Consider the following 26,931-nt stretch of genomic DNA (forward strand, 5'->3'; position numbering starts at 1 on the left):
GCGGGTCTGGGGAGTGGGGAGCGGCCATGCTTAGACGCCTCGTCGTGGTGGTGCGGGGGCGCGGTCCCGCCCGGGGGGCCGGGGGGGCCGCCGGCCGGCGCGGGGGCGGGCCGGCGGCCGCGGGGGTCACATCACGGGGTCGATGCGGATGAACCGGGTGTCGAAGTTGCCGGTGCTGGTGGCGTTCGCCGTCCGGTAGGCGGGGGTGGCGGTGTGCGTCGTGCCCACGGCCAGGCCGCCGACCAGGAACTGCGTCGAGACGGAGGACCGGTTGGGCGTGTTGACCAGCGCCGCCCGGTCGTCGGACGCGCCGAGCACCACGGCTCCGGCGGAGTTGCGGATGTTCGCCGACATGTAGCAGCCGACACCGGTGGTGGTGCCGTGCATGTAGCAGCCCACGGTGATGATGACCTGGCCCGAGGCGGGCACGGTGAACGTGGCGTTCATCGGGTCGCCCACGGCGTCGGTCAGGGTCTCGGCCCAGGTGGTGCTGGTGGTGCTGCCGCCGTCGAGGTTGACCCGGAAGACCGGGACCGGGCCGACGGGCGCCCAGGCCGAGCCCGTGTAGTACATCAGGCGCCCCGGTGAGGCGATCCACGCCACCATCCCGGCCACCGGCGCCGTGACCTTGGTGTCCCGCTCGGAGGCGGTGGCGAACCGCATCACCGCGCGCCCGTCCAGCGTCTGGGCGAGCGACTGGAGGTGCGCGGGCAGGTCGGCGGGGTCGCTCGGCTGCGGGTAGGGGAGGTTGCTGAGCGGGGTGTACTGGGTGGTCATGCGATCTCCTCCTGGCCTCCGCCGGAGACGGGGACGGCGGGTGCGGTGTCGGGCTCGGTTCCGGGCTCCGGGGCCTCCGGGACGGGGGGCGGGGGAGCGGGGGCGGGGTTGTGCTCCTCCAGGAGCACCTCGACCGGATGGGTCGGGTCTCCCGGCGCCTCGGTGATGATCTCCACCGGAGCCGGGGCGGGATCCTCGGCGACGGGCGGCGGCGGCGCGGGCTCGTCGGGTACGGGGATGTCCTCGGTGACCGGGGCGTCCCCGGTCACCGCGGTGTCGGCGTTCTCGGTCATCACGAGCTCTCCTTGACCTGCCGCCAGGTCAGACCGCTGTCGGCGAGGTCTCCCAGCGTGGGATGGGCGGCGGCGACGTCCGCGTAGGTGGCGCCCGCCGCGACGGGGGTGCGGTCGGAGGCGGTGTCGGGCGTCAGCCCGGCGTCCGCCGGGATGCCGTTCGTCCTGGTGCCGCGCAGGGTCAGGGTCTGCTGTACGGTTCCGGCGGCCGTGGAACCGGTCTTGATCCCGACGACCCAGGCGAGGGTGTCCAGCGCCGCGCCGGTGGAGTCCACGACGCGTACGACGTCACCGAGCTGGATGCGCGGGTCGTACAGCACCTCCACCTCGCCGAGCACGGGCACCGGGTACTGGCCCGCCACCCGCATCGCGTCGGCGAGTTCCTGCGCCGCCCGGTAGTCCTGGATCCAGTCGCTGGCCTCGGCGTAGAACTCCTGGCGCCCGTGGTACCTCTCGCTGGTGCTGCCGGAGATCCACGACGTCGCCCGCCGCTCGACCGCCTCGGTCGACGGCTTGAGCGTCTGGATGTGGACGGACGGCTTGCCGTCCTCCGTCACCGTGTACAGGCGGCGGCCGGTGCGGTTGGTGAACCGCAGGACCAGGCATCCCTCCTCCCGCCGCGCGAGGATGTCCACGGCTCCCTTGACGGCGTCCGCGCCGGCCGCGTTGGAGGCCGCGAAGCGCACCGAGAAGCCGGGGGCGACGCTCTGGTCGTCGTCGACGTTCGGCGGACCGACGTCGAACTCCTCCTCGGCGAGTACGTACTTCAGCGTCACCGAGCTGTTGCCGGGCACTTCGCGCACCACGGTGTCGTTGTAGGTCGTACCGCTGGTGACCTTCACCGACGACCAGTCCTTGAACGGCTGGACGCAGTAGTTGCGGCAGGCGTCGATCTCCTCGGTGACGGTGAGCGCCGCGATGTCCCGTACCGACGTCAGGGTCAGGTCGGCCGACGTCGGGGGCTTCGCGAAGCGCGTGTAGTTGCGCCAGTGGAAGATGCCCCGCTCGTCGAACTCGGCCGTCGACATGCTCGCCTTGGCGATCTGCGTGATCACGTCCCACTGGGAGCCGGACACGCGCGGGACCGCGTACAGCGGGAGGACCGCGTCGTCCAGTTCGGCTTCCTTGACCCACGTCTTCTGGTCGAACTCCGTGGCCGTGGGCGTGCCGGGCAGCCCGCTGGTGAGCTGGACCGCCTCGGCGGCGAGCTGCGTCACCAGCCGCAGCTGGTACAGCTCGGCGGCCGGCTGCTCGGACGAGGAGTGCGAGAAGGTCACCGGCTTGCACGGGTAGTGCGTCCCGTCCGGCGCGGTCAGGAACGGCTGCACGGTCGGCTGTACGGACGTCCCGGTCGACGTGGTGTCGAACAGGCCGCCGATGTGCCAGACACCGGGCTTCTCCTTGAGCGCCGAGACACCCCAGGAGTAGTAGTAGCCGCCGCCCTCCCGGGTGCCGGAGTGCATGAACACCTGGCCGGTCGAGAAGTCGACGGCCAGCCGCAGCCGGCCGGTCTGGGTGCCGGTGCGGTTGAGGTCCAGCTCCAGGGCGACGGTGCTGCCGAAGCCGACCGCGCTGTTCACCCACGCCTCGGCGAACAGCCGGTTGCCCGGAACGGTGACCCGGCTCCGGGGGAACCAGGTGGCGGTCATCGCGTTGGTGTCCGGCGCGGCGGCGTGCGGCACGAGTGCCATCTCGTGCGGGGCGCCCTGCCGGGTCCAGCTGTAGTGGCGCGGATCGGGCACGACCTCCGGCTGGCCGTAGGTCGCGGCGAACCCGCCGTGCAGCGAGGCGTACACCAGGGTGAGCGGCGCGTCCGGGTCGAACTCGGGGTAGCGCGGCGGCGGGCAGGAGTGCACGCCGGCCTGCCGCAGCAGCTCGTCGACGCACCAGGTGGCGGTGGCCACCGGACGCCGCCAGTAGAACCCGGCGTACGGCTTGGGCAGCTCGGCCGGGCCGTGCAGCCGCTCCGCGCCGTCGAGCGCCGTCAGCTGCACGCTGTCTGTGCCGGAGGCGGCGGACCGGTTGCGCAGGGTGCCGCGGAAGGCGGGCAGGACGCCGGCGTCGGTGCCGTACAGGTGGACCACGGACTGGCCCGGTCGGGCGATGTCACCGGTCGAGCGCGGCGCCCACGGCGAGTACAGCGCGGGCGCCGACTTGCCGCCGGTGCCGGACAGCTGGAGCTGCAGCTGCGCCGAGGAGCTGCCGGAGAACGCGCGCATGGCGTCCGGCAGGTCGGTGCTGTAGCTGCGCTCCAGCTGCCAGGACTGGACCTGCTCGGACACGTCCTGGCCGCCGAGGCGGGTGGTGTGGTGGGTGACGCGTGAGCCGGACTGGAGTGCGGCGGTCAGCTTCTCGTCAGTTGCTCGCACCGGCCACCTCCGCCAGCTCGATGGAGACGTTGCGGTACGGCAGCGGGCGGGCCGGGGAGTCGGTGAAGGCCGTGACGGCCATCACCGGGCACCCGTCGCCCGGCAGCTGGGGCACCGTGGGGTCGATGTGCAGCAACTTCGCCGGACCGATCCGCGACTGGAACGCCGTGGCCGCCGAGGCGAACGACACCGTGGCCGAGACCTGGGTGGCTCCGGCCGGCACGGCCGCCGGGGCCCAGCCGGTGACGGTCGCCAGGGACGCGCCGGCGGCGTCGTAGAAGGTGAGCGCGAGGCTCTGGGCGCGTGTGCGGACCGCGGCGGGCAGCACCAGGCCGACCAGTCCGGTCCCCGGCGGCAGTGCGTGCCCCTTCTGGGTGCCGTTGACGAAGGTCAGCGTTCCGGCGGTGGACGCGGCCAGGGAGGCGACCGCGTACCCCGAGGCGTCCGTCGACAGGGTGATGCCCGTCGCCGACCACTGCGTCAACGCCCCCTTGCCGGCGGCCTGGTCGGCGGAGAGCAGGTTCACCGGGGCGGTGGGCACGTGGTCGTCGTCGATGGTCAGGACGGCACCGTCGAGACCGTACGTCCCGATCTCGCCGGCGACTCCCGACGGGGTGACCAGCGCGGCACCCGCGGGGACCGTCGCCACGAGGGTGTGCCCGGTGTCGGCCGCGGACGACAGATAGGTGCCCGCCGCGTCGCGCCAGTGCAGGCGGGTGGCGCAGGGGCCGACCCGCCACGACTTCGGCAGGGTGAACCGCACCCGCATGCCGGGCACGACCGGGAAGCCGGCCCGGGGCCGGCGCTGCCAGTTCAGCTGCGCCGTGGTGGTCTCCGCCTTCCAGACGTACGTCTGGGGCAGCGCCCCGGCGGCCGTCGACAGCTCGAGCCTGCCGCTGCCGCTGACGGAGGTGTACCAGACGTTGTACGGGTTGCTGGACGCGATGCGCCCCTCCGCCTGGAGCGGGTCGAGCAGGTTGCGGGTCACCGGGTCGAGCAGGTCGACGGGGCCGGGGCCGTCGATGCGGCGGGCCAGCCGGTCCAGGTGCGCCGCGTCGTCCTGCGAGAGCCGGTCGAAGGTGAGCTTGATCCGGCGGGGGGCGCGCTTGGGCGCGATCGTGGTGATCTGGCCGCTCAGCGAGGTGAACTGGGAGACGCCGAGGTCCGCTCCGCGTTCGAAGGCGGTGGCCGCCTGGCTGATCTCCCGGAGCTGTCCGGGCAGGCCGACCCAGAGATTCCTTGGCATGGGACGTGCCTCCTTCCTTGGTCGTGACTACCGGGGCCGTGCGGGCACGACCTAGCGGCGGGCGAGTTGGCGGTGGCCGGCGATCACGGCGCGGGCGATGGTCTGGCCGTCGACCTGGACGTGGACGGGCCGGTCGGCGAGCCGCTCGACCGCCTCGGCGAGCCGGGCGATCTGGGCGCGGCTGCCGCCGGGGCCGATCATGCGCTCCAGCTTGCTGAGCGGGATGACGGCCTCGTGTTCGCCGGCCTCACCGATCACGGCGAGGGTGCCGCCGTTGCGGGGCTGGACGATGCCGCCCTTGGCGAGGTGGGGGACGGGGATCTTCGGCAGGTTGATGGAGAAGCTCTTGCCGCCGAACTTCGGCACCCAGCTGGGGATCGAGACCTTGAAGCCGTTGAGCGCGCCGATGATGGTGTTGATGGCGGTGGCGAAGGCCCGGAAGGGCGCGAGCATGACGTTGCCGACGCCCTTGAGGATCGGCGTGATGACCCCGATCGCCGTCGACACCGCGCTTTGGATCGCCTTCATGCCGGACTTGAAGCCCTTGGTGACGACCGCGACGATCTTGTCGACGTTGACGAACTTGGCGATGAGCGGGGCGAGCAGCGCCATGATGAGGCCGAACGGGCTGGCCGCCATGGCCAGGTTGAGGCCCTTCTGCGCGAGGCTCGCGCCCTTGAGGCCCTTGGTGAGGCCGCCGCCCATGGTCTTGCCGGTCTTGTCGGCGTTCTTGCCGGCCTTGCCGACCGACTTCTCGACGGCGTCCGCCTGGCGCTTGACGTCCCGCAGGGCGTTCTTCGCCTTGTCGGCGGAGCCCTTGAGCTTGTCGAGCGAGGTCTTGAACTTGTCGGTGCCGCCCTTGGCCTTGCCGAAGGAGGTGTTGGCGTTGTTGAGGCCGGTCCGGAGCTTGCCGACGGCGCTGTTGCCGTTGGTGGCGGAGGTGCGGAGCTTGCCGAGGGAGGAGCCTGCCTTGTCGGCGCCACCACGCAGCTTCGCCACGGCGGCGGCGCCCTGGGTGGCCGAGGTCTTCATACCGGAGACGGCTTTGCCGCCCTGTGCCAGTACTTGGGACAGCCGCTGGGTCGCCGAAGCCGCACCGCGCAGCTTGGTCGTCAATGACACTTTGGGTGCCACCTTTCCTGATCAGAGGGAGCTGGACAAATTGCGCAGCCCGTTCTGCACGGAGCGCATCTCGCGCATGAGGCCGCTCATTTCCGTCCGGGTCTTGCGAGAATCCGCAGACAAGTTCTTGCGGGCCTCTTCCGCCTTCTTCTCCATTTCCTTGATCCGGTTGAGCTTCATCTGCAGGGCGTTTGTCTGGCCGAGCTTGGCGACCTTTTCGCGTATGCGCTTTTCGGTGCGTTCCGCCTCGCGCATGAGCTTGCTCAGTTCGGCTCGCGTTTCATAGACGACGGTCTTGTCCTTCGATGCCCGCGCCTCGGTGTTCTTCTCGTCTACGCTCTTGCGGATGGCCTTGAGCTTCTCAACATCCTCGTTGAGCTTTTCGAGTTTTTTCTTTTCCGTTCGCTCCGCTTGCTCGATGCGGTTTTCGAGATGCTTCTTCTGGTCGGCCCAGGGGAAGGTGGCGATCTGCTTTCCGCGGAAGGTCATTCCCTTCTCGTCCACCTTGAACAGCGTGAAATCCGCCTTCACCACGGTGAGGCCCAGAGCGATCGCCGTGACGTCGAATTTGAGGCCGGCCAGACTCGTGGCCACCGCGTTGACACTGTGGCTGAGGTCGCGGTACATCTCCTTGTAGCGCAGCGCCTCTTTGGGGTCGATCCACGGCGGGGCGCCGATCAGCGGCTCATTCGATCCTTGTTGCGCCATTTTTTCCTCTTTTTCCGTTGCGGGAGGTTGCTGCCCGCCCTTTCGCTCCCCGGAGACACCATGTCCGTCGGACCGTGGATCGCGTGGCTTCTCCTGCTCTCGCCCGCTGTGGTTGTCGCGCCCGTGGCCGCGGCTTCGCTCTATATGCATCTGCGCTTGCGTCACAAGGGGGTTCCCGTGGAGGCGACGTGCGACCGCGCCTTCCGGAACAACGGGCTGTGGGCCTGCGCGTACCGCTATGTCGACAACGCCGGGGTCTCACACTTCGCGTACCGCCAGAAGCCCTATCCGCTGCCTATCCCGGAACAGGGCCGGCCGGTAGCCGTGGTCTACGACCCGAAACGCCCGAAGCGCTCGCGCACGCAGTACGAGTTGGGGCGCCGGGTCCCGTGGGCGGGTGTGAGCATCGGCACCTATCTCTTTGTTCAGCTCGTCCTGGGCATTCTGGGCGGCGCCTTTCTGGCCGTCGGCATGTTCGAGGGCTGACGCGCACCGGGTGTCCGGCGGCAGGGGTCCCCACCGGGCGGCCGGGTCAGGCGAAGAAGCGGGCGAGTGCGACCGGATCCGGGCCCGACGCCGCGGTCTCCGGCGGGTTGGACTCCTCGGTGTCCGCGTCGCCGTCGCCGGCGGGGCGCGGCACCGGCTTGGGGTACTCCAGTGCCTCCGCGTCCTCGTCCTGGTTGACCGTGGCGAACATCCAGTTGGACTCGGCGAGATGGTCCACCGCGGCGGCGAGCAGGTAGTCGCTCACACCCCACTCCGCCGCCTCGCCGTGCACCGCGCGCGCGAGCGCGCTGTCGCGCGGCATGTGGCGGACCAGCACCGCGAGCCGGCGGGAGGAGAGCCGGCCGCGGTGCCAGTCGAGCAGGTCCACGCCGTAGTGGCGCAGCAGGTCGGCCTCCAGGGCCTCGGCGTGCTCCTCGACGAGCACGCCGAGGCTCAGCCTTCCCCCAGGCCGAGCCCCGTCTCCTTGCCGTACGCCTCCAGGATCGCCGCGATGTCCTGCATCGTGACCTCGAGGCGGTCGAAGCGGGCGTACTGCTGCTCGCCCAGGAGCAGCCGCAGCAGCCCGTCGACGTCGTTGTCGTCGAGTTCGCGCAGCTTGCGGGCGGTGGAGCGGGACAGCTCGGTCGGCAGTTGGAAGGTCTGGTCGTCGAGCTCGAAGCTCCAGGCACGGCCGAGTGCTTCCAGGCGCTGGGCGCGGGCGGCGTTGACGTTGAAGGAGGACATGCGTGGGCTCCTCTGAGGGATGAAAGGGGGAAACGAAGGCGCCGGCGCCCGGCGCGCGGCCACGGGGGGCCGCGCGCCGGACACCGGCGTGGGGGAGGGGCGGGCGCCGGGGGAGCGCCGCGCCCTTACGCGTACGACTTGTCCTTCATGATCCAGGTCGCCAGCGTGGAGCTGCCCTCCGGCGCGAGGGCGGTGAAGGTGATACCGAGCTTCAGCGCCCCGGTGCGGGTCAGGCCGATCTCCTCGGTCTCCGTGACCTGGCCGCGCGGGATGATGAAGCGGTACGTGACGTCCGAGCCGTCCTTGAACTCGATGCCGAGCTGGCGCTCGTCCTTCTGCGGCTCGGCGCCCATCGCGTACGTGTAGGTGTCGACGGCCCCGGTGGCGGTCACCGGGGTGACCGCGCCGCCGCCCATGAAGAACGGCAGCGTGTCCTTGTTGAACTGCAGGAGCTGGAACTTCACCGTCAGGTCGCGGTCCGAGTAGATGAAGCGGGCCGGGCTGACCGACTGCCAGGTGTCGACCGGGTCGATCTTGTCCTTCTTGTTGAACTTGATGCCGTCGGTGCTGGTGTAGCCGAGCTCGGTCCAGCCGGTCACCCACTCGTCGGCGGTGTGCTTCGGCGCGGCCGGGCCGGTGGCGCCGGCGGCGGCGACGAGGATGCGGCCGGTGCCGGCGACGCGGATCTGGTTGCCGTTGTTGGCGGGCATGAGAACTCCTCAGTGAAGGGTGCTGCGGATAGGAAGAAGGCCCCGCCGCGGGTGCGGCAGGGCCTGGTCATGGGTGGTGCTGGTGATGCGGTGTTGCCTGTTACGCGGTCCTGTTACGCGGGCCGGATGGAGAGCCGGACCGTCGACAGGTAGCGGTTGGCGTTCGGCCGGTTGTAGTCGGGCAGCCAGCGCGGGCCGTCCGCCTCGGCCACCTCGGTGACGGCGGCGCCGCCGTACACCGTTCCGGCGGCTTCGAGCAGTGCGGCGCGCGCGGTGAGCGCCACCGTGTGGGCGGTGGTCTTGTCCGGCCCGTAGACCTCCAGGTCGAGCAGCGGATGGTCGAGGTGGAGGTCGTCCACCCAGGCGCCGCCGACGCGGGAGACGAGGACGGCCTTCTGGGTGCCGTCGAATCCGGCGGGCGGCCGGTTGTCGACCACGACACCGGTCAGTTCCGCCCGGTTCTTGAGGTGGTCGACCACGAGTCGTTCCGCGTCGGGGAAGGCGAGAGGGCTCACATGGACGCTCCCTTCGGGAGAGGTGTGCGGAAAACACGAAGCGGCAGGACCGCCGCCCTGGTGGAGGGCGCAGCTCTGCCGCTGCTCCAAGTGTGATCGAGGCCCGCGGGCTCCGCAACCAACTTGCTCCGGGCCCCGGCGGCGCGCGCTCCGTATGTCCGCCGCGACCTCCCTCATCTGCGCTACGCTCGCTAATCCGAACATGAGTTCGAGAAGAGTCGATCGGACGCGGACGCGGAAGGTACGGAGCACCCGGGCGGGCGTGAGGAGTGGTGGGGCGTGCAGGAGACGAACACGAGGAGCGGGCGGGCGGCCGGCGGTGAGGGCCGATGAGGAACAGCCCGCAGGACCGACTGGCCGATGTCGCCGCCGCCGTCGTCGAGGTCGCGGTGGAGAGCGCCGCGGCGGGGACGTACACCGGAGGGGTGGGGCGCGCCCTCACCGCCGTCATCGCCAAGGTCGGCGCGCGCCTCACGGTCGACGCCGAGCTGCGCGGCTTCTCCAGCGGCTGGCAGGAGGCCGTGGCCACGCTGACCCCCGAGCCGCCCGCGCCCGCGCAGCAGGTGCCGTCGCAGCACGCGTCCGTGGTGCGCATCCCCGGCCCGCCGGACCGGGCGGAACACGGCTGACGAGCCGGGACGCGCAAGGCGGACGCACGAAGACGCCGGGGCGGCCACTCCTTCAAGGGAGTGGCCGCCCCGGCGTCCGTGTGTACGACGTTTGTACGAGGTTTGTACGACGTGCGGCTCAGGCCCGGTCGGTCCGCGGCTTGCGGCGCGCGGAGCGCTCGGCGGCGAAGACGTCCTCCAGCCGGTAGAGCTGCGCCCGGCCCTGCCGCCCGGCGGGGGACAGGTGCCCGAGCTGCACCCACTTGCGGATGGTGGTGGGCACGACCCCCGCCTCCTGCGCGGCCATCGGCCCGGTGACGAGCGCGGCTCCGGCCGGGACCGGGACGCGGGGCATGGTCGGCGTACGACTCATCGGGCACCTCCGTCGCGCACCGCGGCGGTCACCGCCGTCGGCGCGGCCTCGTCCATGTGCGCGGCGATCTCCGCCACGCCGACCTCCGCCGCCCGGGCCAGGTCCTGCCAGGCGTCCTCCGCCCACAGGTGCCGGAACGCCGGGTCGCTCACGCAGTCGCAGTCCGGCAGGCCGCACCGGCAGCCGGGGTTGACGCACACCACGGCCCGGCTCGTCGGGAACGCCCGCAGCGACACCGAGTCGCACCACGGGCAGCGCCCGGACACGCGCACCATCGTCTCGGCCTCGCCCAGCGCCCGCGCGCAGCGCCTCGCCATGCGGCGCATCTCGTCCCGTACGTGGCCGGCGAGCGTGCGGTCGACGGCGATGAGGCCGAGCAGCCCCGTGATGCGCCGCAGGCGCTGCGCGACGTCGGCCCGGCGCGGCCGGCCCAGGCCCAGCCGGTCGTACACCGCCTCCTCCAGTTCGACCACGCCGTCGGTGATGTCCCGGATCGCGTCGGACACGTGGAGGCGGATGGGGGAGGCGACGTGGCCCGGTACGGACAGGCCGTGCCGCTGCTCGTTCAGCAGCGCCTCCTGCCGCTCGGCGCGCAGCCGGGCGGCGCGGGCGGCGAGCTGCGCGGCCCCGGGGGCCGGACGGTCGCCGGGGGCGGCGCCGCGACCCGGCGACGGCGCCAGTTCGGTGAGCAGTTCGGGGAACTGGCGGACCAGCATGGCGGTCCACAGTGCGGCATCCCGTACGACCTCGGCGGCGGCGGGGGTGGTGGTGGGCTGGTGAGCGGACATGAAGTGCTCCCTCCTGCGGGGCGCCCGCGAGGGCGCCGACGCGGAGCGACCGCCGGCGCGGACCGACCGGGAGGTGCCCGGGTCCGGCGTGACGGTGGCGGACGTAAGGGGTGGCTGCGGCCGGCTCGGCGGTTCTGGTCGCTTCCGGCGGCGCGTGAGGTGCGTGGTGCGGGTGCGGGTCCTGCGCTGCGGCGGAGGTCAGGCGGCCTGGTCGAGCGAGGGCGAGGGGCGGCCCTCCGTGCCCTGCGGGCTTTCGGCGCCCCCGGCGCCCCCGGTGTCCCCGGCGGCCTGCGCGCGGGCCCGGTGGCCGCGGTTCAGGTCGACCGGCCGCCCGTTGTGCCACAGCCGCCCGGCGCTGACGCCGTCGAACCACGTACGGGCCGGGTCCACGGTCTCCTCGCACTCCCGCGTCACGCGGCAGCGCGCACACGCCCGCAGCGCGGGCGCCGCGTCGGCCGGCCGCCGGGCGAAGACGACCTGCGGCGGCAGGCCCGCGCAGGCGGCGTCCATCCGCCACCCGAGGTACTCCCGCAGCTCCGCGGCGGACGACGACGGACGGGCGTTGAACGGCGGTACGGACATGACGGCGGCCCCCTGATGCGCTGCGAACGCGTGAGCGAAACGTATGTTGCGAGGCAGCACACTGGCATGTTGCGAGCGAGCGCGCAACTAAAAGTGAAAGCGGGCATATCTACTTCTCGACGCAACCTTCACAATTGCGTGCGCGTAAGCGCGCAATCCGTGCGCGCAAGCGCGATAGTGTGGTGGCCGCCTCGAAGGGAGGGCGTACCCATGTCCGTCAGCGAACTGGAAGAGTTCACGGCCTGGATCGAAGGGGTGATCCGGCGGCAGGGGTACGACATCGACAGCCCGCGCGGCGGTGGAAAATCCCGCCTCGCGGACGAGGCCGGTGTGCACCGGGCGGCCATCACCCGCCTGCTCCAGGGCCAGAGCATGCCGGACCTGGAGACCATGCGGCGTCTCGCCCACGTGCTGCGCGTCCCGGTGCGCGACATGCTGATCAAGTCCGGCAGGCTCACCGAGGAGGACCTGCCGTTGCCCGGCCTGCCCAGTGACGTGCCGCCCGCCGAGGAGGCGGCCGCCCCTTCCCTCACCCTCGAACAGGCCGCTGCCGGGCTCGGCATCCCGCCCGACCAGCGCGACATGTTCATCCGGGTGGCCGGGCAGTTCCTCCCGGAGTGGCCCGCCGGCCGCCCCGAGAGAGAGGGGCACCCGGGAGCCCGGCAGGCGGACGCGAAGGGTGTCCGTGAGGCCTGAGTCCGCTTTCTCGTAAGCTTGTTCGCGCCTGTCCCCACGATTTCGCAGGCTCATTGCCCCGGCGGCGCCGAGCCTCCGGGGGCACCGCCGTAGGTATGGGCGTCGTCGGCGCGGAGCGTGAACCGGCGTCTTCGGCGGAACCGACGGCGACGGGTTGCGAAAGAGAGTGTGATGGTCGAGGGCGAGGGGTGCTCCCGGCCGACCGGCGACCCGCGCGACGGCGAGGCCGGCCCGACCAAGGCCGGCAGGGGCCCCGTCCGCGGACTCCCCGAACCGGCCGACGACCTGCCGGCCCTGCTCGCCACCCTCGGCCGCTACCTGGAGGGCCACGCGCCCGACGAGGTCGTGGTCCTGCTGCGCGAGGAGCTGGCGCGCCGCGAGTTCCAGGCGTACGTCAACGGCTGGCGCGACGCCGCCGACGAGTACGAACCCGTCCTGGAGGAGGCGCGCCGCATCGCCCAGACCCGCCGCCTGCGGCTGGTCGGCCGTACGCCGGGCCAGGCGGCGGTCATCCCCTTCCCGCAGGGCGAGGGCCCGGCGGAAAGCGCCGAGTCGGCCGGGGCCGCCGAGGACGGGCCGGACACCCCGCCGGAATCCCCCGGACCCGGCGCCGAGGCGAGCGCCTCGGCCGCCCGCAGGAGGAGGGGGCGCGGCGGCGCGTCCGACGACGCCGGAAAGCCTCCGGCCCCGACGCCTGCGCGCTCGCGCGCAACGAACGCGGACGCGGCGGCGCCGACCGCGCGCCCCGCCGAGGCAGCCCCGGGAGGCGACGCCACGGCCTCCCAGGGCTCGCGGCACCCCCGCGACCGCCCCGACCGCCAGGTCCCGGACCAGGCCCGCGCGCCCGAGGACGACGTACAGCATCAGGCCCCGGACGCCTCCCGCGCCGGGGCCGGCGCACCCAAGCTGGTCGCCAAGTCCCGCAGCTCCCGCGTCCCCACGATTCCGCGGCTGCCGGCGCGCCGCCGGAGGCCGGGCGACCACCCCTGAGACGGCGCGCCCGCCCCGGCCGGACCCGGGGTCGGACCCGGGGTCGGACCCAGGGCCGGGCCGAGGGGCTTTCGCGCAGGCCGGCCGGGGCCTGGCGGGCGAGGTCATTTGTTTTGACCCAGCTCCATACGGTAGGTACGCTCAGACCTTGTGCCTGGGGTGTGCCTGGGCTCCTGTGCGTGTCCTCAACCGCACGGCGAGTCGAGCATCGGCCACCGCAATCTGCGCCCATTTCCGCCTCGCGGCGGAAGTCCGCAGTATTCGACACACCCGACCGCGTGGGTCGGCAACGTTCCAGGTTAGCTTTACTACACGGCACACAGAAACCGGAGAAGTAGTGCCTACGATCCAGCAGCTGGTCCGTAAGGGCCGGCAGGACAAGGTCGAGAAGAACAAGACGCCCGCCCTCGAGGGTTCCCCTCAGCGCCGCGGCGTCTGCACGCGTGTGTTCACGACCACCCCGAAGAAGCCGAACTCGGCCCTCCGCAAGGTCGCGCGTGTGCGTCTGACCAGCGGGATCGAGGTCACGGCTTACATCCCGGGTGAGGGACACAACCTGCAGGAGCACTCCATCGTGCTCGTGCGTGGTGGCCGTGTGAAGGACCTGCCGGGTGTTCGCTACAAGATCATCCGCGGCTCGCTCGACACCCAGGGTGTCAAGAACCGCAAGCAGGCCCGCAGCCGCTACGGCGCCAAGAAGGAGAAGTAAGAATGCCTCGTAAGGGCCCCGCCCCGAAGCGCCCGGTCATCATCGACCCGGTCTACGGTTCTCCTCTGGTGACCTCGCTCATCAACAAGATCCTGCTGAACGGCAAGCGCTCCACCGCCGAGCGGATCGTCTACGGCGCCATGGAAGGCCTCCGCGAGAAGACCGGCAACGACCCGGTCATCACGCTGAAGCGCGCCCTCGAGAACGTGAAGCCGTCTCTTGAGGTCAAGTCCCGCCGTGTCGGTGGCGCCACCTACCAGGTGCCGATCGAGGTCAAGCCCGGTCGCGCCTCCACGCTCGCGCTGCGCTGGCTCGTGGGTTACTCCCGCGCCCGTCGCGAGAAGACCATGACCGAGCGCCTCATGAACGAGCTCCTGGACGCCTCGAACGGCCTCGGTGCTTCGGTCAAGAAGCGTGAGGACACGCACAAGATGGCCGAGTCCAACAAGGCCTTCGCGCACTACCGCTGGTAGTCGCACCCACATCGAGACCGAGAGAAGACTGAAGCCTTATGGCTACCACTTCGCTTGACCTGGCCAGGGTCCGCAACATCGGGATCATGGCCCACATCGACGCGGGCAAGACGACCACCACCGAGCGGATCCTGTTCTACACCGGCGTTTCGTACAAGATCGGTGAGGTCCACGACGGCGCCGCCACGATGGACTGGATGGAGCAGGAGCAGGAGCGCGGCATCACGATCACGTCCGCCGCGACGACCTGCCACTGGTCGCTCGAGGACGTCGATCACACCATCAACATCATCGACACCCCGGGTCACGTCGACTTCACCGTCGAGGTGGAGCGTTCGCTCCGCGTCCTCGACGGCGCCGTGACGGTGTTCGACGGTGTGGCCGGTGTGGAGCCGCAGTCCGAGACCGTGTGGCGTCAGGCGGACCGCTACGGCGTTCCGCGTATCTGCTTCGTCAACAAGCTCGACCGTACGGGCGCCGAGTTCCACCGCTGCGTGGACATGATCTCGGACCGCCTGGGTGCGCAGCCGATCGTCATGCAGCTCCCGATCGGTGCCGAGGCGGACTTCAAGGGCGTCATCGACCTGGTCCGCATGAAGGCGCTGGTCTGGTCCGCCGAGGCCGCCAAGGGCGAGATGTACGACATCGTCGACATCCCGGCCACGCACGCCGAGGCCGCCGAGGAGTGGCGCGGCAAGCTGGTCGAGACGGTCGCCGAGAACGACGAAGAGATCATGGAGCTGTACCTGGAGGGCCAGGAGCCTTCCGAGGAGCAGCTGTACGCCGCGATCCGTCGTATCACCATCGCCTCCGGCAAGGGCACCGGCACCACGGTCACCCCGGTGTTCTGTGGCACCGCGTTCAAGAACAAGGGCGTCCAGCCCCTGCTCGACGCGGTCGTGCGCTACCTCCCCTCCCCCGTCGACATCGAGGCCATCGAGGGCCACGACGTCAAGGACGCGGAGACGGTCGTCAAGCGCAAGCCGTCCGACGACGAGCCGCTGTCGGCGCTGGCGTTCAAGATCATGAGCGACCCGCACCTCGGCAAGCTCACCTTCGTCCGGATCTACTCCGGTCGCCTGGAGTCCGGCACCTCGGTGCTGAACTCCGTCAAGGGCAAGAAGGAGCGCATCGGCAAGATCTACCGCATGCACGCGAACAAGCGTGAGGAGATCGAGTCGGTGGGCGCCGGCGACATCATCGCCGTCATGGGTCTGAAGCAGACCACGACCGGTGAGACGCTGTGCGACGAGAAGGCCCCGGTCATCCTGGAGTCCATGGACTTCCCGGCCCCGGTCATCGAGGTCGCGATCGAGCCCAAGTCCAAGGGTGACCAGGAGAAGCTGGGTGTCGCCATCCAGCGTCTCGCGGAGGAGGACCCCTCCTTCCAGGTGCACACCAACGAGGAGACCGGCCAGACCGTCATCGGCGGTATGGGTGAGCTTCACCTCGAGGTGCTCGTCGACCGCATGAAGCGCGAGTTCAAGGTCGAGGCCAACGTCGGCAAGCCGCAGGTCGCGTACCGCGAGACGATCCGCAAGGCCGTCGAGCGCGTGGACTACACCCACAAGAAGCAGACCGGTGGTACCGGTCAGTTCGCCAAGGTGCAGATCGCGGTCGAGCCGATCGAGGGCGGCGACGCCTCGTACGAGTTCGTCAACAAGGTCACCGGTGGCCGCATCCCGAAGGAATACATTCCTTCGGTGGACGCCGGCTGCCAGGAGGCCATGCAGTTCGGCATCCTCGCGGGCTACGAGATGACGGGCGTCCGCGTCACGCTTCTCGACGGTGCCTACCACGAGGTCGACTCCTCCGAGCTCGCCTTCAAGATCGCCGGTTCGCAGGCCTTCAAGGAGGCCGCGCGCAAGGCGTCCCCGGTGCTGCTCGAGCCGATGATGGCCGTCGAGGTCACCACGCCCGAGGACTACATGGGCGATGTCATCGGTGACATCAACTCCCGCCGTGGCCAGATCCAGGCCATGGAGGAGCGGGCCGGCGCCCGGGTCGTCAAGGGCCTGGTGCCGCTTTCGGAGATGTTCGGCTACGTCGGCGACCTCCGCAGCAAGACCTCGGGTCGCGCAAGCTACTCGATGCAGTTCGACTCCTACGCCGAGGTTCCGCGGAACGTCGCCGAGGAGATCATCGCGAAGGCCAAGGGCGAGTAACTCTCACCGGTTCACGCTTTAGGCTTGACACCATCCGCCGGGGCTCGGCCCCGAACCCGAGGCAGAGTTCCCGGCGGGTGGCCACCCAGCAAAGATCACCTGGCGCCGATGAGTAAGGCGTACCAGAACCACTCTCAGGAGGACCCCCGTGGCGAAGGCGAAGTTCGAGCGGACTAAGCCGCACGTCAACATCGGCACCATCGGTCACATCGACCACGGTAAGACGACCCTCACGGCCGCCATTACCAAGGTGCTGCACGACAAGTACCCGGACCTGAACGAGGCTTCGGCCTTCGACCAGATCGACAAGGCTCCTGAGGAGCGTCAGCGCGGTATCACCATCTCCATCGCGCACGTCGAGTACCAGACGGAGTCGCGTCACTACGCGCACGTCGACTGCCCGGGTCACGCGGACTACATCAAGAACATGATCACCGGTGCGGCCCAGATGGACGGCGCCATCCTCGTGGTCGCCGCCACCGACGGCCCGATGCCGCAGACCAAGGAGCACGTGCTCCTGGCCCGCCAGGTCGGCGTTCCGTACATCGTCGTCGCCCTGAACAAGGCCGACATGGTGGACGACGAGGAGATCCTGGAGCTCGTCGAGCTCGAGGTGCGTGAGCTCCTCTCCGAGTACGAGTTCCCGGGCGACGACCTGCCGGTCGTCAAGGTCTCCGCTCTGAAGGCGCTCGAGGGCGACCCGGAGTGGGCCGAGTCGGTCCTCAACCTGATGAACGCCGTCGACGAGGCCATCCCGCAGCCGGAGCGCGACGTCGACAAGCCGTTCCTCATGCCGATCGAGGACGTCTTCACGATCACCGGTCGCGGTACGGTCGTCACCGGCCGTATCGAGCGTGGTGTCCTGAAGGTCAACGAGACCGTCGACATCATCGGCATCAAGACCGAGAAGACCACCACCACGGTCACCGGCATCGAGATGTTCCGCAAGCTGCTCGACGAGGGCCAGGCCGGTGAGAACGTCGGTCTGCTCCTCCGTGGCATCAAGCGCGAGGACGTCGAGCGCGGCCAGGTCATCATCAAGCCGGGCTCGGTCACCCCGCACACCGAGTTCAAGGCGCAGGCCTACATCCTGTCCAAGGACGAGGGTGGCCGCCACACGCCGTTCTTCAACAACTACCGCCCGCAGTTCTACTTCCGTACCACGGACGTGACCGGCGTCGTGACCCTCCCCGAGGGCACCGAGATGGTCATGCCGGGCGACAACACCGCCATGACCGTCCAGCTGATCCAGCCGGTCGCCATGGAGGAGGGCCTCAAGTTCGCCATCCGTGAGGGTGGCCGGACCGTCGGCGCCGGCCAGGTCACCGAGATCGTCAAGTAACTCTGACGGTTGACCTGGTAGCTCGCTGAGCTGCAAGCCAAGGGCCCCGCACCGAGAGGTGCGGGGCCCTTCGGCGTATCCGTTCAGCCTTGCGTACGCGGCTCCGGGGCCCAGGTCCACGGGTGCGCGTCCGCGCCGAGGCCGACCGCGATGACGCCGTGCTCCCGGTGGGCGTGCAGCGTCGCCGCCTCCAGGGCCACGGCTCCCTGCGTACGGGTGGACAGCCGCCCGCCGCCGGTGCGGATCTGGACGCGGCCCTTCAGGTCCTTGCCGACCAGCACAGGTCCCTCGGGGGTGGCGACGGCGCCGACCGGTCCGTACCCGTCGAAGGCGATACGGCTCGGGGCCGCGCCGTCGACGCGTACCGCCGTCAGCTGCTCGCGGGTCGGTGCGCGGTAGTACAGCTCCAGGCCGCCGTCGGGCGCCGCGGCCACCGCCACCGGGTCGCCGGAGGCGGGCAGTCCGCTGTCCGGGCGGAAGGTGACCCGCCCGCCCGGCGCGACCTGCGCCCAGTGGTGGACGGTGTCCCGGGCGGTGGCGAAGAGGTGGACGCGCCCGGTGCGGTCCGCCGTGGCCGCCAGGCCGTCCTGGATCTCCTCGCCGCCGAGGTCCCGCCAGGGACCCCAGGTGCCGTCGGGCTCGCGGACGCGCGTGCTGACGCCTTTCTCCGCGTTGCGTACGAAGAGGTGGACGCGGTCGGTGCCGTCGGTGACGGCCACCGGGACGCCGAGCCGACGGCCGCGGTCGTCGCCCTGTTCGGGGTTGCCGAGCCCGCGCCAGGCGAGGAACGGCCCGCCCGGCGTGCGCTGTTCCAGCACCACGACCTCGCGCTTGTTGGCGCCGCCGTGCCCGCCGAGGGCCGAGAAGCGCAGGCCGAAGAGGAGCCGCCGGCCGTCTTCGAGGGCCGCCGAGCCGAGCCCGGGCGCGAGCGGCCCGCCGCCGAGGTCGTCGGGCTCGCCCCACTGGCCGCTGCCGCGCTCGGTCTCGCGCCAGCGCACCGCGCGCAGGCCGAGCACCCCGTACACGGCGAGCCGCCCGTCGGGCTCGGTGACGACGACCGGACCGGGGTCCGGGTAGCGGTAGTGCGTGGCCCGCACCCACCCCTTCTTGTTGGTGAGGGGGCGGACGCCGCCGACGTTGTAGTCGCCGCAGCCGCCGCTGTTGCCGCACTGCCAGGACGGGTCGCCGCCGTACGGCACGAGGTGCGCGGCCTTCTCGCGGAGGACGGGCTCGGGGAGGTTCTTGGGCCAGTGCCGGTTGTAGTAGCCCCGGAAGGACGTCGCCACGAAGGCCGGTATCGAGCCGCCGCCCTCCGTCGCGTGCGCGACCCAGCGGACCATGGCCGCCCAGCTGAAGGAGGCGACGGCGGTGTGGTCGGCGTGGTCCGAGTAGCCGGGCTGCTCGGAGTCCTTCTTGCGGGTCTTCTCGTCGCTGTGCTGGATGTCCGGATCCGGGTCCAGGGTGTGGACGACGGTCGGCCGGTACTGCTCCATGAGCCCGACGAGTACGTCGATGAGCCGGTCGTAGTCGTAGTCGTCGGCCTTGCGTACGGGGGAGTCGTCGGCGACGACGGTCCGCAGGCCCAGCTGGCGGTCGTGCCACAGGCTGGGGAGCGCCATCCAGCGGCGCGGGGTGTGCATGGCGAGGTTGAGGAAGACCAGCTCGACGCGGCGGTTGCCGTGGCTCAGCGTGTTGATCTCGGCGCGCCGGTCACCGCGGAGGGTGAGGACGCCCTTCTGCCACGGCGTGAACGTGTCGAGCCCGAGCATCTGCGCGTACGCCTGCCGCAGCCCCTGGTGCCGGGCCGAGGAGTACGCCGACTTGTCGGCGGTGATGTCCTTGCGGCCGGGGATGTGGTTCTTGCCGTCGTGCTCGCCCGCGGTGACGTAGACGCAGACGAGGGGGACGCCGGCGTCGACCATCCGCTGGGTGTCCGGGTTCATGAAGTACAGGTCGTCGTCCGGGTGCGCGGCGATCAGCATCAGCTGCGCGCGGCGCGAGCCGGCGATCGGCATCCCGGGCGCGGGATCGGCGGTGGGTCCGCTGCGCCGTGGTGTCGGCACGGTGCACCCGGTGATTCCGGCGGCCACCGCCGCCCCGATGGCGGCCATCCCGGCGAGGACCCCCCGCCGCCGCACGTGCGTCGCCACCCGTCCGATGGCAGGGCGCAGCCCCGCCCCCCGTATCTCGTCCACTTGTCGTGCTCCCCGTCCGCTTCCCCCGCAGCGGTGCCCCCGCCTGCGTTACGTCGTCCCCGATGGCGGCGGCGGGGCTGGTGCGGAGCCGCGCGCCGCGATCATCTAGACGGATTATCGGGGTGCGGGGTTGCCTGGGGCGGGGCGGCTCTCCTGACGGCTGCCCGCTGACGGCGACAGCGCCGACGCCGTACGGTCCCGACGCGAGGACACCACCGCCAGCAGGCCGATCGCGATCAGGGACCAGCCGCCGGAGACCGGCTCCAGCAGGGACACCGGGATCCCGAGCGCCAGCAGGATCCACCCGAGCTCGGGGGGCAGCGCCCCGGTGGTCGTCACGGACCTGCGGGCCAGGAGGCCGAGGCCGACGAAGGCGAGGCCGGCGGCCATGAACCAGAGGGCCATCATGCGGCCCTCGTCGTCGTTGGCGACGGTGTTCCACAGCCCCTCGGAAACGATGCCGCTCCAGTGGGAGCGGGCGGCGGCGGCGCCGACGAGCAGGTGCGCCGCGGCGGCGGCGTGGACGAGCCGGGGTATCCAGAGGCGGAGGCCTCGGGCCTGGGTGCTCATGAACTCACGGGCCTTTCCAGTGGTCTGTCGCGCCTTCGGTTTTCGTGCGGGAAGGGCGGGGACAGGGGCGGGGTCAAGGGCCGGGAGGCCGGGCCGGGACCAGGCCCGCCTCGTGCGCCGCGATGGCGGCCTCCACGCGGTTGCGGGCGCCGAGCTTGGCCAGTACGGCGCTGACGTGCGCCTTCACGGTGCCTTCGACCAGGTGCAGCTGGGCGGCGATCTCCGCGTTGGACAGGCCCGCGCCGAGGCCTGCCAGTACGTCCCGTTCGCGGCCCGTCAGGTGGTCGAGGGGGCGTCGGGGCCGGGCGGCCCGGTGCGCGCGCAGTCCGGCGACGACGCGGGCGGCGACCCTGGGGGACAGGTAGGCGCCGCCGGCGGCCACGGCCTGCACCCCGTTCAGCAGCTCCCGGGGGTCGTCCGCCTTGAGCAGGAAGCCGCTGGCGCCTTCCTCCAAGGCCTGCTGGATGAAGTGGTCCTCGCCGAACGTCGTCAGCATCACCACGCCGGCCGTCGGCACGGCCTGATGGATGCGGGCCGCCGCCGCGATGCCGTCGAGGCCCGGCATCTGGATGTCCATGAGGACCACGTCGGGCCGGTGGCGGCGCGCCAGGGAGACCGCCTCCGCCCCGTCGGCCGCCTCGGCGACCACCTCCGTACGCGGGTCCCTGGCCAGGATGGCCCGGATACCGGCCCGCACCATCGTCTCGTCGTCCGCCACGAGGACGCGGACCGGCCGTTGACCTGGTGTCGTCTCTTCCACACAGCGAGCGTACGGACCCGGCCGGGCCGCGCGGCCGGCTCCCCGGCGAAATCCGACCAGGGGCGCAAGGCCACCCCTGACGAACGGAAGGAAGGACCTGACGATCGGCCCATGTGCCCCTGGACGGAGCCCTCTTAGCGTCGAAGCCGTACCTCGGAACAGACCAGTCGACAGAGGGAACCGTTGTGATCACCCTGAGAGGGCTCGGCAAGCGCTACGGCGAGACCGTCGCCGTGAACGACCTGACGCTGGACGTCAGGGAAGGAAAGGTCACCGGCTTCCTCGGCCCCAACGGGGCCGGGAAGTCCACCACGATGAGGATGATCCTCGGCCTGGACCACCCCTCGCGGGGCAGGGCGCTCGTCAACGGCAGGCCCTACACCTCCCTGCGGCACCCGGTCCGCGAGGTCGGCGCGTTGCTGGACGCGAAGGCACTCCACCCGGCGCGCTCCGCCCGCAGCCACCTCATCGCCCAGGCCCGCAGCAACGGCATCCCCGTACGGCGGGTGGACGAGGTCCTGGAGACGGTGGGGCTGGCCAAGGCGGCGCGGCGCCGCGCCGGCACGTACTCGCTCGGCATGTCCCAGCGGCTCGGTGTCGCCGGAGCGCTGCTCGGCGACCCGGCCACGCTGATCCTGGACGAGCCGGTCAACGGCCTCGACCCCGACGGTGTGCGCTGGATGCGGGACCTCGTCCGCAATCAGGCCGCGGAGGGCCGCACGGTGTTCCTCTCCAGCCACCTCATGAGCGAGATGCAGCTGACGGCCGACCACCTCGTCGTCATCGGCAGGGGCAGGCTGCTGGCCGACACCTCCATGGCGGACTTCCTCGCGGGCAGCTCCCGCGCGACCGTGCGGGTACGCGTACCGGACCCCGAGGAACGGGCCGCCCTCGTACGCCGTCTGGCGGCCGACCACGCGGACGTCACCGTGACCGTCGACACGGCGGCCCGGGACGGGATCGTCGTCACCGGCCGGACCGCCGGACAGGTCGGCGACCTCGCCCACCGCTGCGGCGTCCGGCTGCACCAGCTGAGCGACGTCCAGGTGTCCCTGGAGCAGGCGTACATGGACCTGACGGCGCGCAGCGTCGAGTACGCGACCGGCGCACGGACCGACGAGGAGACACGATGACGGCCCACGACACGGCCACGACGACGGCCACGGCTCACGCGCAGGTCCGGCCGCCCGCCCGGCCGCCCGCCCAGCCGTTCCGCGGTGCGGTCGGCGCCGAGTGGACCAAACTGTGGTCGGTGCGCGCCCCGTACCTCTGCCTCGCGGCGGCCCTCGCCGTGACCGGCGTGTTCACCTTCTACTACGGCTCGATCGCGCGGATCAACGACCATCCCGTCCAGCCCGTCGGCCATGCGGCGGTCTCCTCCACGGTCCTGGTGCAGTTCGCCGTGGTCATCCTGGCCATGCTCACCATCACCAGCGAGTACACGACCACCAGCATGAGCTCGTCCCTGCTCTGGGTGCCGGTGCGCCGCCGCGTCCAGGCCGCCAAGGCCCTGGTCACCGCGCTGGTCTCCGTCACCGCCGGTACCGTGTGCGCCGCAGTGGGCACGGCTGTCGCGTGGGACCCGTTCGCCGGCCGCGCCTCGTTCGACGCCGGCGAGACGGCGGGCCAGGTGCTCGCCGTCGGCGCGTACTACGCCTTCATCGCCGTCATGACCGTGGGCGTCTCCTTCGCCACGCGCAACGCGGCCGGGGCGCTGACGGTGCTCGTCACACTGCTGTGGGCCCTGCCGAGCATGCTCGTGGGGCTCGGCGGGCAGACGCTGCTCGCGATCAACGACTGGTTGCCGCACAGCGCCGGTGCCGCCTTCATGCGGGGCGGCACCGACGCCCCCTACAGCCCCGCCACCGCGGTCCTCGTGCTGCTCGCGTGGACGCTCGCCGCCCATCTCGCCGGGCTGTACGTGCTGCGCCGCCGGGACGCCTGATCCGGTACCGGTACCGGTACCGGTGTCGTACGGGTGACGTAGCGTCGGCCCGGTGAGAGCACGCACCGCGCCCCCAGGAGAGGAACCCCCACCGACGATGCGGCGCCTTCACGCCCCGCTGAGGCCGGCGGTCGCCGACATCGCCCTGTGGGCGGTCTTCGCGACCGCCGGCGCCCTCTGGTTCGGCGACACCCGGGCCCCGTCCACCACCCGGGACCTGGTCCTCCCTCTGCTCGCGCTGGCCGTGGCCGTACCGCTGGCCCGGCGCCGCCCCGGGATGGCCGTTCTCCTGGCCGACGTCCCGTGCGCGCTGGGACTCGCCGGGACCGCGAGCCCGGCGAACGTCTACGCGCTGACGCTGGCCTGCATGAGCTTCCTGCTGGGTGTCCGCAGCGCCACGGCACGCACGCCGCTGCTGGTGCTCGCCGGCTGCCTGACGGCCGACCTGGCCGTGTGCGCCGCCCTGCGGGCCCCCGCGGTGTGGTGGTTCTACGCGATGACCGTGCTGCCCGCCGTGCTCCTGCTGCCCTGGCTCGCCGGCCGCTACTGGCGCGGTCGCCGGGAGCTGGCCGAAGGCGGCTGGCAGCTGGCCCGCAGCCTGGAGGAACGGCAGCACCTCGCCGCCGAGCGGGCCCGCCTGACGGAACGCGCGGCCATCGCCGCCGACATGCACGACTCGCTCGGGCACGTCCTGAGCCTGGTCGCGCTGCGCGCCGGGGCGCTGGAGCTGTCACCGACCCTCACCCCGCGGGACCGCGAGGACGTCGCCGAGCTCCGGCGGACGATATCCGACGCCGTCGACCACCTCCGGGAGACCGTCACCGTGCTGCGGTCCGACCCGCGGGCGGGCGCGGCCGACACGGTGGAGGAGCTCCTGGGGCGTGCGGTCGCCTCCGGCGTCCCGGTGCGGTGGGAGCGCAGCGGGCCGCCGCCCGCGCGGTCGCCCCTCGTCGAACGCGCCGTGTACCGCGTGGTGCAGGAGGCCCTCACCAATGCCACCAAGCACGCGCCGGGCAGCGCCGTCCGCGTCACCATCGCGCACACCGGCGACACCACGCGCGTACGGGTCGTCAACGCGGAGCCGCCGGCCGGGCCGACGCCTCACGACGCGGTGGGCGGCACCCACGGTCTGGCGGGGCTGCGCGAGCGGGTCACGGTACTGGGTGGCACCTTGCGAGCCGGTCCGTACGAAGGCGGCTTCGAGGTCGCCGCGACCCTTCCGCACCACGCCTCCGCCCAGGCGGCGCCCCCTGACCCGGACCGCACGCCGTCCGCCGGCCCCGTACCCGAATCCGTGCGGCGGCGTGCCCGCATCCGCCGCATCACCCGCTGGCGCTTCGCGGCCGTCTTCGCCGCCCCCGCGGCGGCGGCAGCGGTCTTCGTGCCGAGCGCCGTGTACCTCGCGTACCAGCTCACGGGCAGCGTCCTGCCGCCGTCCCGCTACGAGGAGCTCCGGGTCGGCACCCCGCGCGCCGAGCTGACGCACCTCCTCCCGGCGCGGCCCTTCCCGTACGCGCCCGACACCCCGGGTGCCACCTGCGACTTCTACCGCTCGAACGGCAACCTGCTGGAGGAGGTAGACCTTTACCGGCTGTGCTACGCGGGCGGGAGGCTGGTCGCCAAGGACACGCTCGAAGCGGATGGCGACGATGCCGGGAGCCCGTAGGGAGGTTCGGGCAACCAGTCGCGGGCCGGGTCGTACTCCAGCCATCGGCTTTGGCCGGCTTCAGCGGCGCAGGCGGTGGCGAGGCGCCTCAGCCCCGGGTGTGTGTCGCCGGTGCGCCACAGCAGCGACCAGGCGTACAGCGGCGTGGGGTCGACGAGGGGGACGGAGCGCAGGCCGGGGACCTCCGGCAGCGGTACGTCGGCGGGCAGCAGCGAGAACCGGCGCGGGTCCGCCGCGACCTCGGCGAGGAAGTGGGAGAGTCCCAGGTTGACGCTCGCGCCCCGCTCCCGGATGCCGAAGCGGTCGGCGAACTGGTAGAGGAAGTCCAGCCGTTCCAGGGCCCCGGGCGCCCACAGCACGCTGTCGCGCAGGTGGTCCGGCCGGAGCGCCGGCCGCGCCGCGAGCTGATGGTCCGCGCTCAGGACGGCGTCCACCGGTTCGAGCCGGACGAGACGGTGCGTCAGCCCGGCCGGGAGCGGCGCGTGGGCCCGGCCGAAGGCCGCGTCGATGTCGCCGTGCAGGAGGGCCGCCGTCACCGCCGGCAGGTCGCGCCCGTGCCCCAGCGCCAGCTCGCCCGCTTCCGGGGCGACGTGCGCCAGGGTCCGCAGCGGCGCGTAGAGGTGGCCCCAGACGTCCACCCGAAGCGGGCGGTCCTCCTCCGCGACTGCCGCTGCCGCGTCGTCGGCGGCGGCCAGTGCCCGCCGGGCGGGTGCGAGGAAGCGGTGCCCGGTGTCGGTGAGGCGCACTCCGTGGCCGGAGCGCTCGAACAGTTCCGTGCCCAGCAGCGCTTCGAGACGTGCGATCCGCTTGGACAGCGCCTGCTGGGAGAGGGACAGCAGCCCGGCCGCCCGCCCGAAGTGGAGCTCCTGGGCGGCGAGTACGAAGGCCCGCACCTGCGCCATGTCCAGATCCACAGCGCTCACCATAGGTGACAACCGATGGTTGTCGTTCTCCACCGTCCGTTGTTGGATCGGCGGCCGCCCGCGGAGGTTGCCTGGGAGCCATGCAGAGACTGATCCCCACGGGAGCGCCTCGATGAAGGTCGCCGAGTTCGTCGCCGCCCAGTGGACCCGCGCCACCGGCGCGGGTCTCGACCCCCACGAGTACCGGCGTGTCACCGGGGCTCTGGAAGCCGTCGCGGACTGGGGCCCGTCCTTCGTACGCACCGGACACCGCTACGTCCGGCGTGCGGCGAACGCGCGGTCCTCCTCGTCGGCGGGCGAGTACCTTCTGACGGCGGCCCGGTGGTTCCACGTCGCCACGCTGGCGCCGTACGGCGAGGCGCATCGCGCCGCGGCCGAGGCCGATGCCGCCCTGGGCCGAGGACTGGCGCTGCTGGAGCCCGACGCCCGGCGCGTGACCGGCGAAGGGTTCACCGGCTGGCTACGCGGTCCCGCCGACGGGCCCGGCACCGTGGTCGTCGTACCGGGCCTGGACTCGGCCAAGGAGGAGTTCCTCGATCTGGTGTCCGCGCTGCTGGCCAGGGGGCTGGCGGTCTTCGCGATGGACGGCCCCGGGCAGGGCGCGCTCGCGGCCACGACGACCGTCCGGTGGGACTACGACCGGGTCGTCGCCCGGGTCGTCGACGCCCTCGGCGTCGCACGCGTCGGGCTCGTCGGCCTCAGCCTGGGCGGCTACTACGCGGCCCGGACCGCCGCGCTGGAGCGGCGCGTGGCGGCTGTCGCGACCGTCAGCGGCCCCTTCCGCCTGGACTGGGACGAACTGCCCCCGCCCGTACGGGACGTCCTGGCCCTTCGCGGCGGCGGAACCGAGGCGGCCCGCGACTTCGCCCGCCACGTGGACCTGGCCGCCCTGGCACCCCGCATCGCAGCACCGCTGCTGGTCGTGGACGGAGGCCGGGATGTCATCCCGGGTGTGACGAACGGGGAACCCCTGGCCCGCCTGGCGCAGCACGGGACGTACCTGTCCGTTCCGCACGGTGACCATCTGCTGGGAAACGCGCGGCCGGACTGGCTGCCCCTGCTCGCGGACCGGATGCAGGAAGCACTGGTGGAAGGAGGGACGGAGGCACGGACGGGAGCGCCATGACCATGGGCAGCCGCCCTCGGGCAGCCTGACCACGGCGGTCGGCACCGCGG

29 protein-coding genes are annotated in these 26,931 nt (G+C 71.8%); 12 read left to right on the forward strand and 17 right to left on the reverse strand.

All coding sequences use genetic code 11. From position 1 onward, the window contains the following. Window positions 1-126 precede the first annotated feature (126 nt). Genes ABZX67_RS19555 through ABZX67_RS19580 form a run of 6 tightly spaced genes read right to left on the reverse strand, consistent with a single transcriptional unit; the run spans window position 127 to window position 6,515 of the window. Window positions 127-777 (reverse strand): hypothetical protein, encoded by a 651-nt coding sequence (locus tag ABZX67_RS19555; RefSeq protein WP_355361761.1) that lies wholly within the window; start codon window positions 775-777, stop codon window positions 127-129. Further along, window positions 774-1,070, reverse strand: a complete 297-nt coding sequence (locus ABZX67_RS19560; protein ID WP_355361763.1) for a hypothetical protein — start codon at window positions 1,068-1,070, stop codon at window positions 774-776. Before ABZX67_RS19560 ends, ABZX67_RS19555 begins: the two co-directional genes overlap by 4 nt. Further along, entirely contained in the window at window positions 1,070-3,439 is a 2,370-nt protein-coding gene (locus ABZX67_RS19565; protein ID WP_355361765.1) for a hypothetical protein, read from the reverse strand. Before ABZX67_RS19565 ends, ABZX67_RS19560 begins: the two co-directional genes overlap by 1 nt. After that, window positions 3,426-4,685 (reverse strand): hypothetical protein, encoded by a 1,260-nt coding sequence (locus ABZX67_RS19570; RefSeq protein WP_355361767.1) that lies wholly within the window; start codon window positions 4,683-4,685, stop codon window positions 3,426-3,428. Before ABZX67_RS19570 ends, ABZX67_RS19565 begins: the two co-directional genes overlap by 14 nt. A gap of 51 nt (window positions 4,686-4,736) precedes the next feature. Continuing rightward, window positions 4,737-5,807 carry a hypothetical protein gene (locus ABZX67_RS19575; protein WP_355361769.1) on the reverse strand — a complete coding sequence of 357 codons (1,071 nt, stop codon included), beginning with the start codon at window positions 5,805-5,807 and terminating at the stop codon, window positions 4,737-4,739. A gap of 21 nt (window positions 5,808-5,828) precedes the next feature. After that, entirely contained in the window at window positions 5,829-6,515 is a 687-nt protein-coding gene (locus ABZX67_RS19580; RefSeq protein ID WP_355361771.1) for a hypothetical protein, read from the reverse strand. A 60-nt stretch (window positions 6,516-6,575) separates the two neighbouring features. Here ABZX67_RS19580 and ABZX67_RS19585 point away from each other — a divergent pair, with 60 nt between their 5' ends. Further along, on the forward strand, window positions 6,576-7,001 hold the full coding sequence (locus ABZX67_RS19585) for a DUF3592 domain-containing protein (RefSeq protein ID WP_355361773.1): 426 nt from the start codon (window positions 6,576-6,578) through the stop codon (window positions 6,999-7,001). Between the two features lie 46 nt (window positions 7,002-7,047). Here the strand turns inward: ABZX67_RS19585 and ABZX67_RS19590 are convergent, their stop codons facing one another. From ABZX67_RS19590 to ABZX67_RS19605, 4 genes are all read right to left on the reverse strand, one after another. After that, complete coding sequence (locus tag ABZX67_RS19590; protein ID WP_355361940.1) at window positions 7,048-7,389, reverse strand: hypothetical protein; 342 nt, start codon at window positions 7,387-7,389, stop codon at window positions 7,048-7,050. A 65-nt stretch (window positions 7,390-7,454) separates the two neighbouring features. Next, window positions 7,455-7,745 (reverse strand): hypothetical protein, encoded by a 291-nt coding sequence (locus ABZX67_RS19595; RefSeq protein WP_355361775.1) that lies wholly within the window; start codon window positions 7,743-7,745, stop codon window positions 7,455-7,457. A 125-nt stretch (window positions 7,746-7,870) separates the two neighbouring features. Continuing rightward, entirely contained in the window at window positions 7,871-8,455 is a 585-nt protein-coding gene (locus tag ABZX67_RS19600; RefSeq protein WP_355361777.1) for a phage tail protein, read from the reverse strand. A 113-nt stretch (window positions 8,456-8,568) separates the two neighbouring features. After that, window positions 8,569-8,970 (reverse strand): hypothetical protein, encoded by a 402-nt coding sequence (locus ABZX67_RS19605; protein WP_355361779.1) that lies wholly within the window; start codon window positions 8,968-8,970, stop codon window positions 8,569-8,571. A gap of 329 nt (window positions 8,971-9,299) precedes the next feature. Here ABZX67_RS19605 and ABZX67_RS19610 point away from each other — a divergent pair, with 329 nt between their 5' ends. Then, entirely contained in the window at window positions 9,300-9,599 is a 300-nt protein-coding gene (locus ABZX67_RS19610; protein ID WP_355361781.1) for a hypothetical protein, read from the forward strand. A 118-nt stretch (window positions 9,600-9,717) separates the two neighbouring features. On the opposite strand, the gene ABZX67_RS19615 is transcribed toward ABZX67_RS19610, so the two are convergent. The 3 genes from ABZX67_RS19615 to ABZX67_RS19625 all read right to left on the reverse strand — a co-directional run bounded on the left by ABZX67_RS19615 (window position 9,718) and on the right by ABZX67_RS19625 (window position 11,321). Then, window positions 9,718-9,951, reverse strand: a complete 234-nt coding sequence (locus tag ABZX67_RS19615) for a hypothetical protein (protein ID WP_355361783.1) — start codon at window positions 9,949-9,951, stop codon at window positions 9,718-9,720. Continuing rightward, on the reverse strand, window positions 9,948-10,739 hold the full coding sequence (locus tag ABZX67_RS19620) for a hypothetical protein (protein WP_355361785.1): 792 nt from the start codon (window positions 10,737-10,739) through the stop codon (window positions 9,948-9,950). Before ABZX67_RS19620 ends, ABZX67_RS19615 begins: the two co-directional genes overlap by 4 nt. Window positions 10,740-10,937: 198 nt before the next feature. Further along, window positions 10,938-11,321 (reverse strand): WhiB family transcriptional regulator, encoded by a 384-nt coding sequence (locus tag ABZX67_RS19625; protein WP_355361787.1) that lies wholly within the window; start codon window positions 11,319-11,321, stop codon window positions 10,938-10,940. A gap of 210 nt (window positions 11,322-11,531) precedes the next feature. Here ABZX67_RS19625 and ABZX67_RS19630 point away from each other — a divergent pair, with 210 nt between their 5' ends. The 6 genes from ABZX67_RS19630 to tuf all read left to right on the forward strand — a co-directional run bounded on the left by ABZX67_RS19630 (window position 11,532) and on the right by tuf (window position 17,696). Further along, window positions 11,532-12,017 carry a helix-turn-helix domain-containing protein gene (locus ABZX67_RS19630; RefSeq protein WP_355361789.1) on the forward strand — a complete coding sequence of 162 codons (486 nt, stop codon included), beginning with the start codon at window positions 11,532-11,534 and terminating at the stop codon, window positions 12,015-12,017. 171 nt (window positions 12,018-12,188) lie between these two features. Further along, on the forward strand, window positions 12,189-13,007 hold the full coding sequence (locus tag ABZX67_RS19635; RefSeq protein ID WP_355361791.1) for a hypothetical protein: 819 nt from the start codon (window positions 12,189-12,191) through the stop codon (window positions 13,005-13,007). A 337-nt stretch (window positions 13,008-13,344) separates the two neighbouring features. After that, on the forward strand, window positions 13,345-13,716 hold the full coding sequence (gene rpsL / locus ABZX67_RS19640; RefSeq protein ID WP_003948652.1) for a 30S ribosomal protein S12: 372 nt from the start codon (window positions 13,345-13,347) through the stop codon (window positions 13,714-13,716). Between the two features lie 2 nt (window positions 13,717-13,718). Next, entirely contained in the window at window positions 13,719-14,189 is a 471-nt protein-coding gene (rpsG, locus tag ABZX67_RS19645) for a 30S ribosomal protein S7 (RefSeq protein ID WP_031076642.1), read from the forward strand. Window positions 14,190-14,227: 38 nt separating this feature from the next. Continuing rightward, on the forward strand, window positions 14,228-16,354 hold the full coding sequence (gene fusA, locus ABZX67_RS19650; RefSeq protein ID WP_355361794.1) for an elongation factor G: 2,127 nt from the start codon (window positions 14,228-14,230) through the stop codon (window positions 16,352-16,354). A 148-nt stretch (window positions 16,355-16,502) separates the two neighbouring features. Then, complete coding sequence (gene tuf, locus ABZX67_RS19655; protein ID WP_355361796.1) at window positions 16,503-17,696, forward strand: elongation factor Tu; 1,194 nt, start codon at window positions 16,503-16,505, stop codon at window positions 17,694-17,696. An 83-nt stretch (window positions 17,697-17,779) separates the two neighbouring features. Here the strand turns inward: tuf and ABZX67_RS19660 are convergent, their stop codons facing one another. The 3 genes from ABZX67_RS19660 to ABZX67_RS19670 form a co-directional block, all read right to left on the reverse strand. Further along, window positions 17,780-19,807 (reverse strand): PIG-L family deacetylase, encoded by a 2,028-nt coding sequence (locus ABZX67_RS19660; protein ID WP_355361942.1) that lies wholly within the window; start codon window positions 19,805-19,807, stop codon window positions 17,780-17,782. Between the two features lie 198 nt (window positions 19,808-20,005). Beyond that, window positions 20,006-20,461, reverse strand: a complete 456-nt coding sequence (locus ABZX67_RS19665; RefSeq protein WP_355361798.1) for a DUF6463 family protein — start codon at window positions 20,459-20,461, stop codon at window positions 20,006-20,008. A gap of 73 nt (window positions 20,462-20,534) precedes the next feature. Continuing rightward, window positions 20,535-21,221, reverse strand: coding sequence for a response regulator transcription factor (locus tag ABZX67_RS19670; RefSeq protein WP_355361800.1), 687 nt, complete (start codon window positions 21,219-21,221; stop codon window positions 20,535-20,537). Between the two features lie 185 nt (window positions 21,222-21,406). Here ABZX67_RS19670 and ABZX67_RS19675 point away from each other — a divergent pair, with 185 nt between their 5' ends. The 3 genes from ABZX67_RS19675 to ABZX67_RS19685 all read left to right on the forward strand — a co-directional run bounded on the left by ABZX67_RS19675 (window position 21,407) and on the right by ABZX67_RS19685 (window position 24,832). Then, window positions 21,407-22,354, forward strand: coding sequence for an ABC transporter ATP-binding protein (locus ABZX67_RS19675; RefSeq protein ID WP_355361802.1), 948 nt, complete (start codon window positions 21,407-21,409; stop codon window positions 22,352-22,354). Continuing rightward, window positions 22,351-23,166: an ABC transporter permease gene (locus ABZX67_RS19680; RefSeq protein ID WP_355361804.1), complete on the forward strand. Its 816-nt coding sequence runs from the start codon at window positions 22,351-22,353 to the stop codon at window positions 23,164-23,166. The genes ABZX67_RS19675 and ABZX67_RS19680 overlap by 4 nt, the downstream gene beginning before the upstream one ends. 97 nt (window positions 23,167-23,263) lie before the next feature. Continuing rightward, window positions 23,264-24,832 (forward strand): histidine kinase, encoded by a 1,569-nt coding sequence (locus tag ABZX67_RS19685; RefSeq protein ID WP_355361806.1) that lies wholly within the window; start codon window positions 23,264-23,266, stop codon window positions 24,830-24,832. On the opposite strand, the gene ABZX67_RS19690 is transcribed toward ABZX67_RS19685, so the two are convergent. Beyond that, window positions 24,763-25,746 carry a LysR family transcriptional regulator gene (locus ABZX67_RS19690; protein WP_355361808.1) on the reverse strand — a complete coding sequence of 328 codons (984 nt, stop codon included), beginning with the start codon at window positions 25,744-25,746 and terminating at the stop codon, window positions 24,763-24,765. The two genes, ABZX67_RS19685 and ABZX67_RS19690, sit on opposite strands and share 70 nt — an antisense overlap. A gap of 121 nt (window positions 25,747-25,867) precedes the next feature. On the opposite strand from ABZX67_RS19690, the gene ABZX67_RS19695 reads away from it, so the two are divergent. Further along, entirely contained in the window at window positions 25,868-26,881 is a 1,014-nt protein-coding gene (locus tag ABZX67_RS19695; RefSeq protein ID WP_355361810.1) for an alpha/beta hydrolase, read from the forward strand. Window positions 26,882-26,931 lie beyond the last annotated feature (50 nt).

This window comes from Streptomyces sp. NPDC003036 (assembly GCF_040611175.1).
GTDB lineage: Bacteria > Actinomycetota > Actinomycetes > Streptomycetales > Streptomycetaceae > Streptomyces.

Excerpts from the sequence above, each read along its gene's own strand:
- ABZX67_RS19695 (WP_355361810.1), top strand. The coding sequence starts at position 25,868 with ATGAAGGTCGCCGAGTTCGTCGCCGCCCAGTGGACCCGCGCCACCGGC.
- ABZX67_RS19570 (WP_355361767.1), bottom strand. The coding sequence starts at position 4,685 with ATGCCAAGGAATCTCTGGGTCGGCCTGCCCGGACAGCTCCGGGAGATC.
- ABZX67_RS19610 (WP_355361781.1), top strand. The coding sequence starts at position 9,300 with ATGAGGAACAGCCCGCAGGACCGACTGGCCGATGTCGCCGCCGCCGTC.
- ABZX67_RS19595 (WP_355361775.1), bottom strand. The coding sequence starts at position 7,745 with ATGTCCTCCTTCAACGTCAACGCCGCCCGCGCCCAGCGCCTGGAAGCA.
- rpsG (WP_031076642.1), top strand. The coding sequence starts at position 13,719 with ATGCCTCGTAAGGGCCCCGCCCCGAAGCGCCCGGTCATCATCGACCCG.
- ABZX67_RS19600 (WP_355361777.1), bottom strand. The coding sequence starts at position 8,455 with ATGCCCGCCAACAACGGCAACCAGATCCGCGTCGCCGGCACCGGCCGC.
- ABZX67_RS19660 (WP_355361942.1), bottom strand. The coding sequence starts at position 19,807 with ATGGCCGCCATCGGGGCGGCGGTGGCCGCCGGAATCACCGGGTGCACC.
- ABZX67_RS19665 (WP_355361798.1), bottom strand. The coding sequence starts at position 20,461 with ATGAGCACCCAGGCCCGAGGCCTCCGCCTCTGGATACCCCGGCTCGTC.
- ABZX67_RS19555 (WP_355361761.1), bottom strand. The coding sequence starts at position 777 with ATGACCACCCAGTACACCCCGCTCAGCAACCTCCCCTACCCGCAGCCG.
- ABZX67_RS19560 (WP_355361763.1), bottom strand. The coding sequence starts at position 1,070 with ATGACCGAGAACGCCGACACCGCGGTGACCGGGGACGCCCCGGTCACC.
- ABZX67_RS19615 (WP_355361783.1), bottom strand. The coding sequence starts at position 9,951 with ATGAGTCGTACGCCGACCATGCCCCGCGTCCCGGTCCCGGCCGGAGCC.
- ABZX67_RS19635 (WP_355361791.1), top strand. The coding sequence starts at position 12,189 with ATGGTCGAGGGCGAGGGGTGCTCCCGGCCGACCGGCGACCCGCGCGAC.
- ABZX67_RS19680 (WP_355361804.1), top strand. The coding sequence starts at position 22,351 with ATGACGGCCCACGACACGGCCACGACGACGGCCACGGCTCACGCGCAG.
- ABZX67_RS19585 (WP_355361773.1), top strand. The coding sequence starts at position 6,576 with ATGTCCGTCGGACCGTGGATCGCGTGGCTTCTCCTGCTCTCGCCCGCT.
- ABZX67_RS19580 (WP_355361771.1), bottom strand. The coding sequence starts at position 6,515 with ATGGCGCAACAAGGATCGAATGAGCCGCTGATCGGCGCCCCGCCGTGG.
- fusA (WP_355361794.1), top strand. The coding sequence starts at position 14,228 with ATGGCTACCACTTCGCTTGACCTGGCCAGGGTCCGCAACATCGGGATC.
- ABZX67_RS19620 (WP_355361785.1), bottom strand. The coding sequence starts at position 10,739 with ATGTCCGCTCACCAGCCCACCACCACCCCCGCCGCCGCCGAGGTCGTA.
- ABZX67_RS19625 (WP_355361787.1), bottom strand. The coding sequence starts at position 11,321 with ATGTCCGTACCGCCGTTCAACGCCCGTCCGTCGTCGTCCGCCGCGGAG.
- ABZX67_RS19685 (WP_355361806.1), top strand. The coding sequence starts at position 23,264 with ATGCGGCGCCTTCACGCCCCGCTGAGGCCGGCGGTCGCCGACATCGCC.
- ABZX67_RS19630 (WP_355361789.1), top strand. The coding sequence starts at position 11,532 with ATGTCCGTCAGCGAACTGGAAGAGTTCACGGCCTGGATCGAAGGGGTG.